Source organism: Burkholderia sp. AW49-1 (genome assembly GCF_053427845.1).
Genome location: NZ_JBSAXF010000032.1, coordinates 48935 through 62583 on the forward strand (window position 1 = coordinate 48935; position 13649 = coordinate 62583).

Below are 13649 nucleotides of genomic sequence, written 5' to 3' on the forward strand. Positions count from 1 at the left end.
GCGCAGTAGATCCGCAGTCGTGCTCACGATGTTGCCGCTTCGGCACCAATCCATCACACGCCGCATGGATCGATCGCAGGCATGATGTCGGCGAACGATCGCACGCGACTCGAACGCCGTCTTCGTCACCCACCTGAATCAACGATGAGGCAAACAAAATGCACATGGGGAAATCGTACAAACTGTCGGAGTTCCTGATCTGGACACGCTGGAAAATTTACGAGCTGCTCATTTTCGGTTCGGTTCCGGTTGTCCTGTACAAGTTCTTCTCCGTTACGTGGCTGTCGATCCCCCTGACGATCGTGGTTCTGCTCGGAACCGCGACGTCGTTCATCGTCGGCTTCAAGAACGTTCAAACCTACAACCGCGCGATGGACGCGCTGGAAATCTGGACCGATATCCTGAGCAAGAGCCGTCGCTGGGGCCAACTCGCTCGCGATTTCGTCACCGATGACGAGATCGCCCGAAAACTCGTCGATCGCCACCTGGCATGGCTGACCGCGCTACGCTATGACCTGCGCCGCCCGCGCGTCTGGGAAAGCACGAACAAACGCTACAACGCGGAGTACCGCCGGTTCTATCGCGTTCCCGAGTGGGAAAAGGACATCAGAGAATTGTTGCCGAAGTATCTCTCCTCGACCGAAACCGAACAGGCGCTCGCGTCGCCTTGCATCGCAACGTTCGTGCTGAGCCTGCAGGGCACTTCGCTCAGGACGCTTCACATGGCCGGCCATCTGAATTCGAACTTCTACATGGAGCTTCAGAAGACCGTCGGCGACTTCATCGATCTCCAGGCAAGATCGGAACGCTTCAAGAACTTTCCCTACCCGCGTCAGTATGCGACCGTCAGCTCCCTGTTCGTCCGGTTCTTCTGCCTGTCGCTTCCGTTCGGTTTGCTGAACGAATTCAACCGGTTGAACGACGGCGTGAGCGGTTTCATGCACGGCAACATGGTCTGGCTGGTCGTGCCGTGCAGCGTCGCCGTTTCCTGGATGTACACCTCGCTCGAGCAGGTTGGCGAAAGCACCGAGAACCCGTTCGAAGGCGGCGCCAACGACGTGCCCATTTCAACGCTGTGCAGCACGATCGAACGCGATCTGAAAGCGATGCTCGGAGAACACGCGCGCGACCCGTCGAGCCGCACGATCATCGCGCTGTAACGCGTCAGGCGTCTCTCGTCGCGCCACCCTCCGTTCGTCGATTGTTGCCATCGCGACAACATGATGAGGTCCTTCCCGGCGCTACTGCCGCACGAGCACATCGCCTACGCTTGGCGCTGACGGTGGCCGTGCATGCATGTCCGCTCCCTTCCTGGAAACGGACACGACACCGCAAGAGCAACGTGCGACCCGCGCGGCCGTCTGCGACGCGCCGCGTCGTCGCGCGTCATTGGCCGCGGCAGCCAGGGCTGTTGCCATGGTGTGACCCGGCACCTCACCAACCGAGGAACGATCCGTGACAGAAGAAGATATCCGCAGCAACGCGTTTACGATGCCCGTGCACAACCCGGCGTATCCGCGTCCGCCCTTCCGCTTCGTCAATCGGGAGTACTTCATCATCTCGTACGAGACGGACATGGACGCCCTCCGGGCCGTCGTCCCGGAACCGCTGACGGTCGATCGGGCCGTCGTCCACTACGAGTTCATTCGGATGCCTGATTCGTCGGGATTCGGTGACTACACCGAAAGCGGCCAGGTGATCTCCGTTCTGGACGAGGACGGCACGCGCGCCAATTTCACGCATGCGATGTACCTCGACGACGAAGGCCCGATCGCCGCCGGACGGGAAATCTGGGGATTTCCGAAGAAACTGGCGTCGCCACGGCTCTGCGTCGACGGCAAGGACACGCTGCTCGGCACGCTCGACTACGGCACGCAGCGCATCGCCACCGGCACGATGGGTTACAAGTACCGCGCGCTCGACACGGAAGCCGAACGCCGCAAGCTCGCCGACACGCCCAACTATCTGCTCAAGGTCATTCCGCACGTCGACGGCTCCGCGCGCATCTGCGAGCTGGTGCGCTTCTTCCTGCGCGATGTCGACGTGATCGGCGCATGGGAGGGGCCCACCGCGCTCGAACTGCATCCGCATGCGCTCGCGGCGGTTGCCGACCTGCCGGTTCGCAAGGTGATCGGCGCGCGCCACGTCATCGCGCATCTCACGCTCGATATCGGCGAAGTGGCCCACGACTACCTCGCCCCCGCCGCGTCGCTGAAGCTCGCGGTCAACCAGTAAACATCAGGAGGACGTATGGCACTGAATGACAAGATCGCGCTCGTGACGGGCGCGGCAAGCGGTATCGGCGACCTGTGCGCACGCAAGCTTGCGGCGGACGGCGCGACCGTCGTGATCGCCGATCTGAACCTCGCGGCCGCCCACAAGGTTGCGGACGATATCGTCGCGGCCGGCGGCAAGGCATTGGCGATCGCGATGGACGTCACCAGCGAGGAAGCCGTCGAAGCCGGCATGGCCGAAACGGTGAACCGGCTGGGCGGCATCGACGTGCTCGTGTCGAACGCGGGCATCCAGATCGTCAACCGGATCGAGGACTACGCATTTTCCGACTGGAAGAAGATGCTGGCCATTCATCTGGACGGGGCATTCCCGACGACGCGTGCCGCCATCAGGCACATGTACGCGTCGAACAAGGGCGGCACGGTGATCTACATGGGCTCGGTGCATTCGCACGAAGCCTCGCCGCTGAAGTCCGCCTACGTGACCGCGAAACACGGGTTGCTCGGTCTCGCGCGCGTCGTCGCGAAGGAAGGCGGGCCGCGCGGCGTACGCGCCAATGTCGTGTGCCCCGGCTTCGTCAGGACGCCGCTGGTCGACAAGCAGATTCCCGAGCAGGCGAAGGCGCTGGGCATCTCCGAACAGCAGGTCGTCAGGGACGTGATGTTGAGGGAGACCGTCGATGGCGAATTCACGTCGGCGGCCGATGTCGCGCACACGGTTGCGTTCCTGGCCGGCTTCGAGTCGAACGCGCTCACCGGACAATCGATCGTCGTCAGCCACGGCTGGTTCATGCAATAAGGAGCGCACCATGTATTCGAGCCAGCGTAACAAGCTGAAGCAGCCCCATCGCATCAAGCTGCCCGCGTATGACGAAATCGGGCTCGTGCTGCAGGGTGGCGGTGCACTCGGCTCATATCAGGCCGGCGTGTATGAAGGCATGGCCGAAGTCGGCGTGGAGCCGACGCGAATCGCCGGCGTATCGATCGGTGCGCTGAACACGGCGATCATCGCCGGCAACGCGCCGGCAGACCGCACGGACGCGCTCCGCGGCTTCTGGAACACCATCAGTCAGCCGGGCGATCCGCTCGCTCACGTCGGCGCGTGCATGTCGGCGTGGCCCGGGCTGGCCGACGTGGGGCGACGGTGGTCGAGCGCATGGGCCGCCACGCGCACGCTGATGGAAGGCCAGGACGGATTCTTCTCGCCGCGCATGCACGTGCCTTTCGCCGGGTTCGGCGGAAAGCGTCCCGACCAGGTCAGCTATTACGACACTTCGGCGTTGCGCGAAACGCTCCTTCGGTACGCCAATTTCGACCGCATCAACGACGGGAACATTCGCGTTTCCGTCGGAGCGGTCAACGTGCGAACGGGCAATCTCGTCTATTTCGACAATACGAAGATGCGCCTCGCGCCGGAGCATTTCATCGCGTCCGGCGCGCTGCCGCCGGGTTTTCCGGCCGTCGAAATCGATGGCGAGTTCTACTGGGACGGCGGCCTCGTTTCCAATACGCCGCTCACCGAGATCATCCGCGAAAGCCAGCACAAGGACACGCTCGTGTTCCAGCTCGATCTGTGGAGCTCGCGCGGCAAGTTGCCGGGCGACTTCCTCGATGTCAGCGAACGCACCAAGGACATTCAGTATTCGAGCCGCACGCGCGCGATCACGGCGTTCATGTCGCAGAACCAGAAGCATGCGCAGATGATCAAGGCGCTGCTCGAACATATTCCCGAACACGTGCGGCTTGCCCACCCGCTGCTGCGGGAAGCACAGAAGACGGCGGATGGCAGCGCCGTGAACGTGGTGCACCTGATCTACAAGAACAAGGCGTTCGAGGGGCACTACAAGGACTACGAGTTCAGCAAGGACACGATGCGCGAGCATTGGGCGAGCGGTCTCGAGGACATTCGCCGTTCGTTCGGACACCCGGAGTGGTTCGAGATTCCGAGCCGGGAAATCGGCTTCGTCACGCGGGACGTGCACCGCTATCGGCACGACGTCGACGAAGCCGGCAGCCTCGGCAAGCATGCCTCTCCCGCGGAACCACTGCCGCCGGAGAAGGAATCGTCCGTCGCCGGGTAACCCGTATCGACGCCAGCCGCGGGTGAGCCAGGCGGTCGGCCGCGGGCCGGCGACGCGTGACCGGCGCCCCGCCGGTGCCGCTCCCGACTCGCGGTACCGCGCTTGCAGGACCGCTTCCGTCGGAGCCATGACCGATCGTCGAGATCGCGCATGCGCTCGTCTCAAGGAGAGCACCATGATGTCGCATGAAATGATCGCGCGGTACGGCACGTTGGTCGTATTCCTGAACGTGCTCGGGTCGTCGCTCGGCCTGCCGCTGCCTGCCATTCCGACCTTGATCACGGTGGGCGCGGGTATCGCGCTCGTGACCCATGTCGCGTCGTCGACGCTGCTGCATTTCTCGACGATACTGGCCGCCGCCGTGGTTGGCGGCTTGCTCGGCGACCTGATCTGGTACCAGGGGGGAAAGCGCTACGGCAAGCGCACGCTTCACACCGTCTGCAAACTGACGCCGTCGCGCGACGCGTGCGTCCGGACGACCGAGCGCTTCTTCGGGCGTTGGGGCGTTCGCGTGCTCGTGGTCGCGCGGTTCGTACCCGGCCTGTCGCTCGTGGCCGTTCCGCTTTGCGGCGCGATGGCCGTCAGGTTACGCGCCTTTGTCTTGCACGATTGCGTCGGCATCGCGCTGTGGGCATCGATCGGACTGGCCGTCGGCACGCTGTTCGCGTCGCAGATCGATGCGGTCTTCGCGCTCGTCGCCCGTCTCGGCTGGCATGTGCTCATCGTGATCGGCATCGCACCGCCACTGTATTTCGCGTACGGATATTGCCGCCGACGGATGCTGGCAAGCGCGCTCGGTAAAGCGCGGATCAGCGCCGCGGAACTGCATGCGCTGCTCGCGAACAATCCGCGACCGGCCGTGATCGATATCCGTTCCGCCGAACGAAGAATGCTCGATCCGTTCGTCATTCCGGGCGCGGTGATCGGCGATGAACGCAAGCCCCGCCAGATCATGGAACGCTACGGCACGAACCGGACACTCGTCATCTATTGCGCGTGCCCGCACGAAACGTCTGCCGTGTCGGTGGCCAGGCAGCTGCGGCTGTCCGGCGTCAAGCTCGCGTTGCCGCTCACCGGCGGTATCGATGCATGGCGCATCGCGGGCTTCGACGTGGTGCCGATGGTCGCGATGAACGACACGGCGATCGGCCCGGAAGAACGGAAAGCCTTCACGTATTGACGCAGTGGCGCGCCCGGATTCCCGGGCAGCGGGGTACCGCACCGTCGGCGGCCTGTCGGGCCGCCGATTCGATTTGCGACGGTCAACACCTCAATGACGCCTCCATCGGCTCGCGCAGCGAGTGCCGGACATCGACATCGCGAGCCTCGCCCCTCTTCTTCCCGGTCACATCCTCGGCGGACCTGACGCGACGCACTCGGCGACAGTTGCGCCATGCGGCAACTGCGCCACTTGTCTCGAACCTGAGGGCATGACGCGCTGTCGTTCATGTAACGGGTAAAGCGTCCGTTCCGCCGCTGCGCGCCTGGGGGGCACTTTCCCCGACACGGTCAGTGAGATCGGCGTAACGGAAGTTCGACGTCGGCAGGCTTGGTACGCCGTCAAACGCATTTCCGTGACGATGAAGGCACTGGTTGGCCCCGAACGGCTTGATCAGTTTGACGAAGTGTTTGACGCAAGGCGCGGCCGCTTCCTGCGACAACCCGGCCTATCCGCAGAACGCGACGACATGGTGTCCTTCATTTTGACGGACACCATGCCGACATCGATCCACACGGGTTTGGCGCATCCCGGTGCGGCGGCAACCGAGCGATCGTCGCCGCGCGATTCCGGCGGCCTCGTTCAGTGACCGCCTGCCGCGATCCCGGCGCCGCCGCCCTTGCCCGGCCGGGTGAGCCAGACCAGCGGAATGATGACGATGAAGATGATCGACGACAACCAGAAGATGTCGTTCAGCGCGAGCATCGCGGCCTGTGCATTGAGCGTGCGTTCGAAAAACGCCGCAGCCTGATCGACGCCGCCGCCGAGTGTCGCCTGAAGCTGCGCGACGGCACTCGTGTAAGCGGGGTTGTTCACGCTTGATTGCTCGGCGAGCCGCGCGTGATGCAGGATCGTCCGGTCGTTCCATCCGGTCGCGATCAGCGACGTACCGACGCCGCCCGCGAAGACGCGCACGAAGTTCGACAGCCCGGCGGCCGCCGGAATCCGGTCGGGCGCGAGGCCCGACAGAATGATCGCGGTCAGCGGCGTGAAGAAGAGCGCCATCGGAATACCCTGCAACAGCGTCGGCAGCACCAGCGTATAGGGGTCGACGCCCGTCGTGTAACGCGAGCGCATGAAGAACACGCCTGCAAAGCCCACGAAGGCCAGCGTCGCGAGGATCCGCGCATCGGACTTCGGCATGATCTTCGCCATCAACGGTGCGAGCAGCACGGCGAAGATCCCGAGCGGCGCCGTCACGAGCCCGGCGTCCACCGACCGATAGCCGAGATAGCCCTGAATCCATTGCGGCAGGATCACGAGGTTCGAGAAGAACACCGCGTACGCGACCGAGATCGCGATCGTGCCGCCGCGGAAATTGCGCACGGCGAACAGGCGAATGTCTACGATCGGGTTGCGCGCCGTGAACTCCCAGATCAGGAAGAACAGGAAGCTGACGGCGGCGATCACGGCGAGCGAGCAGATCACGGGCGAGCTGAACCAGTCGAGATCCTTGCCCTTGTCGAGCATGATCTGCAGCGTCGCGACCCATACGACCAGCGACATCAGGCCGACCTTGTCGATGGGCAGCTTGCGCACCTGCGTCTCGCGGTCGCGATAGATCATCCACGTCACGCCGGCCGCGAACAGGCCGACCGGAATGTTGATGTAGAAGATCCACGACCAGCTGTAGCTGTCGGTGATCCAGCCGCCCAGCGCAGGACCGGCGATCGGGCCGACCGTGGCCGTCATCGACCAGAGCGCGAGCGCGGTCGAGCTCTTCTCCTTCGAATACGAGCCCAGCAGGATCGCCTGCGAAAGCGGAATCAGCGGCCCCGCGACAGCGCCCTGCAACACGCGCGCGGCGAGCAACACGAGCAGGTTCGGCGCGATGCCGCATAGCCACGACGAAAAAACGAACAGCACGATCGCCGCCACGAACAACCTGATCTGCCCGACGCGCTGCGTGAGCCATCCGGTCAGCGGAATCGCGACGGCATTGGCCGCCGAGAACAGCGTGATCACCCAAGTGCCTTCGTCGACGGATACGCCGAGGTTTCCGGAGATGGTCGGAATCGCCACGTTGGCAATCGACGAATCGAGCACGTTCATGAACGTCGCGAGCGCGACGGCGAGCGTCGCCAGCACCAGCTTTCCGCCCGTGAGCGGCGGCGGCGCGGGTTGAGTCGAGGAATTCATCTTGTTCCAACTCCGTAGGTCGACCGCGCCGGCGCATCGCTCCGGCCAGTCGGATGATTGAATCGACCGGAACGCGACTGCCATGCGTATCCCGTCCGACGGTTCAACTCGCGCGCCGCGTCGTGTCGCTCGGGTTCTTTGCTTCGCGCGCGGCGGATGCCGTCGGCTCGCCGGCATGCGCCGTCGCACCCGCACGCCCGATGATGGTGTTGCGCGCGATGATCTTCTCGATCTCGGCATCCGCCTGTGCGCCGTATTCGGCAAACACGTCCGTGCGATACGACGTGTTCGTCGCCGCGCCGAGCTGCGGGCCCGTGTCGTCGCGCGTATCCACATCGACGTCCATCGACAGTCCGATACGCAGCGGATGCGCGTCGAGTTCCTTCGGGTCGAGCTGGATGCGCGCGGGCAGGCGCTGGACGATCTTGATCCAGTTGCCCGTCGCGTTCTGCGCGGGCAGGCTCGCGAATGCACTGCCCGTGCCCGCGGAGAAGCCGACCACGCGGCCGTGATACCTGACCTTTCCGCCGTACACGTCGGCCGTCAGCGTGACGGGTTGACCGATGCGCATGTTGCGCAACTGGCTTTCCTTGTAGTTCGCATCGACCCACACGCCGTCGAGCGGCACGATCGCCATCAACGGCGTGCCGGGCGACACGCGCTGGCCGACCTGAACCGAACGCTTCGCGACGTAGCCGGTGACGGGCGCGGGCAGCACGTTGCGCGCGTAGGCCAGATACGCGTCGCGCACCTTCGACGCGGCCGCCTGCACGTTCGGGTGCTGATCGATCGTCGTGCGGTCGGTCAATGCGCGGTTGGCCTCCGCCTGTCGACGCGCGGCGTCGAGCGCGGCCCGCGCGGCCGCCACGGTGTCGCGCGCGTGCGCGATGTCCTCGGCCGACACGGCACCCGTATCGGCGACGGCCGCGCGACGACGCAGGTCGTCCTGGGCGCGCACGAGATCGGACTGCTTCTGCGCGACGTTCGCCGCGTACAGATCGTCGTTCACGTAGAGACTGCTCACCTGGCGCACGGTCTGGCCCAGCGCCGCCTCGGCGTTGCCGAGCGCGACTTTTGCGTCGGCGGCGTCGAGCGTGACGACAGGATCGCCCGCCTTCACGATCTGTGTATCGTCGGCGTTCACCGCGACGACGGTACCCGCCACCTGCGGCGTCAGCTGCACGAGATTGCCGCTGACGTATGCGTCGTCGGTCGATTCGTGGTAACGCGCGAACGTCAGGTAGTACGCGGCGTACGCAATCGACGCCGCCACGACCGTCACGCCGAGCAGCGCCAGCAGCAGCCGGCGGCGGCGCGGCGCGTCTTCGCTTGCGACATCGTCGCCGCCCGACGGCGACGTATCACGATTCGCGCGGGGGGCGTCGGCCGGCTTGTGTACCGGCGGATCGATTTCGCTCATTTCAATTCTCCAGGCAGATTCGATGGATCGCCGCTCAGCGCGCGGCGGCGGCGGGCACGGCCGATACGCGCGCATCGGCATGTGCCGATGTGCCCGCGCCCGCGAATGACGTGTCGACGAAGCCGCCGCCCAAAGCGGACGCGAGCGCGATCTGACGATCGCGGCGGTCCATGCGCAGATTCGCGACGCGCTGATCGGCGGAAAGTGCGTTGACATCGGCGTTCAACACCGTCAGTTGATTCGTGAGACCGGCCTTGTACTGCGCGAGCGCCAGCGCGGCCGCCTTCAGCGCGGCCTGCTGCGCCGTCTGCGCATCGACCAGCTCCGCGTCCGTTGAACGCACGTCGGCGACTTGCGTCGCGACTTCGCTCAGCGCGGTGACGAGCGCCTGGTTATAGGTCGCGACGGCAAGATCGAAGTCCGCGTAGCGCCCCTTCAGTTGCGCGCGAAGTGCACCGGCGTCGAAGATCGGCAGATGAATAGCCGGTCCGACCGACGCGGTGCGGCTCGCCGCCGTCAGGAAGCGGCCGAAGCCGAACGCATCGAGTCCGATCGCGGCGCTCAGGTTGATGTCCGGATAGAACTCGGCCTTTGCTTCCTTCACGCCGTGCGCGAGCGCATCGACACGCCACCGGGCAGCCACGATGTCGGGGCGCCGGCTCACGAGATCCGCGGGCAGATTGTCGGGCACGCGTACCTCGTTGCCAGTGCCGAGCGTCGGGCGCCCGATCCCCAGGCCGCGATCGGGACCGGCGCCGAGCAGCGCGGCAATCTGGTAGCGCGCCGCGAGGATCCGGCCGTCGAGCGATTTCAGCAACGCACGGCCCGTCGCGAGATTCGCACGGGCGGTCTCCCGCTCGACCTGCGTATCGAGCCCGGTCGCGATTCGGTCCGCGGCGATGCGATCGATCTGCTCGCGTTGGGCGATCTCCCGTTGCGCGATGTCATGCAACAGGAACAGGCGTGCAAGTTCGTTATAGGTGCGTGCGATCGCCGTCGTAAGCGCCAGCCTGACCGCTTCCGCCTCGGCGCGGCTCGCCTGCAGGCCGGACACCGACGCGCGCAGCGCCTCGCGTTTCTTGCCCCAGAGGTCGAGCTCGTACGAAGCGCCCAGGATGCCGCGGTTCTCCGTCTGCCATGACCCGCCATACGGCGGCGGCACGAGCGCCGTACCGGAGAACTGCTGGCGGGTGAGGGCGTAGCTGGCATCGACGCGCGGCATCGTCCCCGCTCGCGCGGATTCGCTGTAGGCCTGCGCGGCCGCCACGCGTGCGCGCGCCTGATCGAGCGTCGGGCTGCGCTCGAGCGCCTCGTCGATCAAGGACTTCAACTGACCGTCACCGAACTGATCGACCCAATCCGCGGTCGGCCAACGGCCTTGCTCGAACGGCAGGCTCCATTGCGTCGCGTAATGCTGCGGATCGGTCATCGCCGCATCACCGTGAATGCCGGCGTAGTTCGCGCATGCCGACAACATGCCCGCGACGATCACCGGAACCCCGGTCTTGAGTGTGCGCGACGCGTGCCGCCACGCGATCGAAAGCATGACCGTCGCGCGTCCCTTCGCGAGCGCGATCAAGGTTCGGATGCCGATCCATGGATTCAGCAAACCGCGGCGCACCTGCTCGCTGTGACCGACACCGCACACGCACCAGCTGCAGAAGTGCTCGCAGTTGTTCGTCAGAAGCCGATAGCGGTCCTCGCCGACGCGCGACCAGGCGCGCTCGACGACAGCGATTCCCGTATAGATGGCATCCGGCTCCGCATGAACTTGGATGGTGTTGCTCGCCGCGAAGCGACGCAACGAGATGCATTCCACCGGAGACCGCCTCGCGGAGCAATCGAAGCCGCCATAGTGAACGACCAGTCCATCTCCAACGTAGATGCCGTGATGCGCGTACCCGTCGCGCTCGCTGACGAGATGCGCGCCTATGTCGATGTCGGGTTCCGTACGAATCGGTCCGCGAGAAAGCGTCGGCCAACCGATATTCAAAGTGTCCATCGCAAGCCTCCGATTGCGTAGGTGTGCCGCATGTCGCGTCACCGATGGGTTGCCTGCATGCGCAAGCCGAAGATCGGCCCGCATTGCCGTGTCGTCATACTAGGATGCGCACTCATGTGCAGGTAGACCCGCATCGGAACACTTTCCCGTTCCTCATCGGCACCAATCGGCTGCACCCGCGGTCGTGCAACGCTCGACGCGAGCGACACCCGCCGTTCTCGCCGCATTGGTGCGAAGCGGGCAACACCATGCATCCCAGACCGATCTAGTCCGACGCCCTGTCTTTGCCTAGCATGCAAGAGCGCTCGGGCCATCGTTCGGATGGCGGTCGTGGGGAACGGCCTGCAGGAAAGCGCTGCACCGTTGCGCCGAGTCGCTTCGGGAAACGACGCGCCGCCCCGATACGCAGGGCTCGGAACACTCGCGTCGATCAATACAAGCAACCGGGAGGCATATGGAGAACGAGAGGTTGCAACCTCCGCCGTTGACACTGCTCGACAAATACCGCGGACGAGAATTCGCCGCGCTCTACACGACCACGGTCACCGTCTCCGGTGGCCAGTCCGGTCATGGCCGCGCATCGGGCGTCGCACGATCCGATGACGGCTGTCTCGCCCTCGATCTGCGATTGCCGACCGAACTCGGCGGGCCGGGCGGAGGGACCAACCCCGAACAGCTTCTTGCCGCCGGCTACGCCGCGTGCTTTCACGGCGCGCTGAGCCTGCTCGCGCAACGCGACCGGATCGACATCCGGGAAACGACAGTCGCCGTCGAAGTGGCGTTCGGTCGCGATCCGGTCGATGGCGGCTATGCGCTGACGGCCAACATCACCATCCGCATGCCGGGCGTGGACCGGCAGGTCGCGGAGCGTCTCGTTCGCGACACGGAGCGCCTGTGTCCCTATTCGAAGATGGCACGGCAGGGAATCTGCAGTGTCGTCGCCGTGTCGGCGTGATTGGTGCCGAAGCGGCAACAGAGTGCGCACGTTCCCGGTCCTACCCGCCCACGGGACCCACGATTACGATGGTTGCCAGGAAGGTCGTGCGATCCACCGCCATGCTCACGACCACTCGTTCAGCTTCCACCAATCAGGAGAACGGATCATGACGCAACGTATCAATTATTTTCAGCAATCGCCGGAACTGACCAGAAAACTCGTCGAACTCGACGGGCTGCTTCAGAAGACGGCGATCGAGGTTCCGGTCCGCGAGCTCGTCGAGATTCGCGCGTCGCAGCTCAACGGCTGCGCGTTTTGCGTCGACATGCACATCAAGATGGCGAAGATCCACGGCGAGCGCGAACTGCGCGTGCATCACGTCGCGATCTGGCGCGAGTCGCCGCTATTTTCGCCGCGCGAGCGCGCCGCGCTCGAATGGACCGAGGCGCTGACGCATCTCTCGTCGCATGGCGTGCCGGACGATCTCTACGAGCGCGTGCGAGCCCATTATTCCGAGCAGGAACTGTCGGATCTCACCGTGCTCGTGGGGGCGATCAACTGCTGGAACCGGCTGAACGTCGCGTTCCGCATCGTGCCCGGCTCGTTCGACAAGATGTTCGGGCTCGACAAGGCCAACCTGGAGTAACGCCATGAAACGCATCGTGCTCGCATTTGCACCGCTTGCGCTGTCACTGCTGATGCCCGCTCAGCCGGTCGTCGCCGCGCCGCAAGCCAACGTCAAGCAACTGACGACGGAACCGTTGCCCGAGTATCCGGGCAAGGAAGTCGAGATGATCGTCGTGGATTATCCGCCCGGCAGCGTCGACCCCATCCATCGCCACGACGCACACGCTTTCGTCTATGTGCTCGACGGCAGCATCGTGATGGGCCTGAACGGCGGCAAGACGGTCACGCTCCATGCCGGCGACACATTCCACGAAGGCCCGGAAGACGTGCACACGGTCGGACGAAACGCCAGCAGCTCGAAGCCGGCAAAATTCGTCGTATTCCTGATCAAGAACAAGGGCGCACCCGTCCTCACGCCGGTGAAATAGCAGGACCGTCGTCGCGCCGGTCGCCGGGGCCAGCGACGACGAAACCGTGCGCGATCTTCAGTGAAAGTCATGGCGCCGCGAACGGGCGCCATGATCGAACGACCTTCGTGATGCGCCATGCCGCGCTGGCGTTCAGGCGCGACCATCCCCTTCCGCACGCCCGGTGTCGCCGAGCATCGTGACGAGGACCAGCGCCGCAATCAGCCCAAGGTGCTCGAAGAAGCTGTTGAGCGCCATGAAATGCGCCGCGCCCGTGTGGTTCCAGAAATCGTTCGCCACGACCATCGCGACGAGCGTCAGCATGCCGAGGCTGCCGGCGCCGAGCCACGTGAAGCGGCGAAACACCACGCAGAGCGAGCCGCCGATCTCGACCACAACCGCCAGTGCAGCCCACAGCGCGGCCGGCTGCAGGCCGAAATGCGCCTGCTCGGCCACCGCTTCGTCGAAATGCATCGCCTTGTTGATCCCGCCGATCAGAAACGCGGAGACGAGTGCAAGTCGTACCAGCGCACCGACCCACGGCTGCGCAAGCAGAACCCGGATCCACCCGGGGCTGTACCGA

Annotated in this window: 13 protein-coding genes; 9 read left to right on the forward strand and 4 right to left on the reverse strand. The window is 64.9% G+C overall.

The features are described from left to right. The first annotated feature begins 158 nt into the window (after window positions 1–158). The 6 genes from ACV22W_RS29200 to ACV22W_RS29225 all read left to right on the forward strand — a co-directional run bounded on the left by ACV22W_RS29200 (window position 159) and on the right by ACV22W_RS29225 (window position 6123). Window positions 159–1160 carry a bestrophin family protein gene (locus ACV22W_RS29200; RefSeq protein ID WP_448022908.1) on the forward strand — a complete coding sequence of 334 codons (1002 nt, stop codon included), beginning with the start codon at window positions 159–161 and terminating at the stop codon, window positions 1158–1160. Window positions 1161–1455: 295 nt separating this feature from the next. Continuing rightward, a complete protein-coding gene (locus ACV22W_RS29205) occupies window positions 1456–2235 on the forward strand; it encodes an acetoacetate decarboxylase (RefSeq protein WP_448022909.1) in 780 nt (259 codons plus the stop codon). A 15-nt stretch (window positions 2236–2250) separates the two neighbouring features. Then, window positions 2251–3033, forward strand: a complete 783-nt coding sequence (locus tag ACV22W_RS29210; protein ID WP_448022910.1) for a 3-hydroxybutyrate dehydrogenase — start codon at window positions 2251–2253, stop codon at window positions 3031–3033. Between the two features lie 10 nt (window positions 3034–3043). Beyond that, window positions 3044–4315, forward strand: coding sequence for a DUF3734 domain-containing protein (locus tag ACV22W_RS29215; protein ID WP_448022911.1), 1272 nt, complete (start codon window positions 3044–3046; stop codon window positions 4313–4315). A 175-nt stretch (window positions 4316–4490) separates the two neighbouring features. Then, entirely contained in the window at window positions 4491–5495 is a 1005-nt protein-coding gene (locus ACV22W_RS29220; protein ID WP_448022912.1) for a VTT domain-containing protein, read from the forward strand. A 400-nt stretch (window positions 5496–5895) separates the two neighbouring features. Beyond that, entirely contained in the window at window positions 5896–6123 is a 228-nt protein-coding gene (locus ACV22W_RS29225) for a hypothetical protein (RefSeq protein ID WP_448022913.1), read from the forward strand. Here the strand turns inward: ACV22W_RS29225 and ACV22W_RS29230 are convergent. The 3 genes from ACV22W_RS29230 to ACV22W_RS29240 form a co-directional block, all read right to left on the reverse strand. Continuing rightward, window positions 6117–7673 carry a DHA2 family efflux MFS transporter permease subunit gene (locus tag ACV22W_RS29230; RefSeq protein ID WP_448022914.1) on the reverse strand — a complete coding sequence of 519 codons (1557 nt, stop codon included), beginning with the start codon at window positions 7671–7673 and terminating at the stop codon, window positions 6117–6119. The two genes, ACV22W_RS29225 and ACV22W_RS29230, sit on opposite strands and share 7 nt — an antisense overlap. A gap of 103 nt (window positions 7674–7776) precedes the next feature. Further along, complete coding sequence (locus ACV22W_RS29235; RefSeq protein ID WP_448022915.1) at window positions 7777–9093, reverse strand: HlyD family secretion protein; 1317 nt, start codon at window positions 9091–9093, stop codon at window positions 7777–7779. A 34-nt stretch (window positions 9094–9127) separates the two neighbouring features. Further along, window positions 9128–11095, reverse strand: a complete 1968-nt coding sequence (locus ACV22W_RS29240) for an efflux transporter outer membrane subunit (protein WP_448022916.1) — start codon at window positions 11093–11095, stop codon at window positions 9128–9130. A gap of 454 nt (window positions 11096–11549) precedes the next feature. On the opposite strand from ACV22W_RS29240, the gene ACV22W_RS29245 reads away from it, so the two are divergent. From ACV22W_RS29245 to ACV22W_RS29255, 3 genes are all read left to right on the forward strand, one after another. Further along, complete coding sequence (locus ACV22W_RS29245) at window positions 11550–12050, forward strand: Ohr family peroxiredoxin (RefSeq protein WP_448022917.1); 501 nt, start codon at window positions 11550–11552, stop codon at window positions 12048–12050. Between the two features lie 148 nt (window positions 12051–12198). Continuing rightward, window positions 12199–12678, forward strand: a complete 480-nt coding sequence (locus ACV22W_RS29250; protein WP_059817326.1) for a carboxymuconolactone decarboxylase family protein — start codon at window positions 12199–12201, stop codon at window positions 12676–12678. Window positions 12679–12682: 4 nt separating this feature from the next. Then, entirely contained in the window at window positions 12683–13087 is a 405-nt protein-coding gene (locus ACV22W_RS29255; RefSeq protein WP_448022918.1) for a cupin domain-containing protein, read from the forward strand. 132 nt (window positions 13088–13219) lie between these two features. On the opposite strand, the gene ACV22W_RS29260 is transcribed toward ACV22W_RS29255, so the two are convergent. Beyond that, the coding region (locus ACV22W_RS29260; protein WP_448022919.1) for a DoxX family protein at window positions 13220–13649 on the reverse strand (430 nt) is incomplete at its 5' end.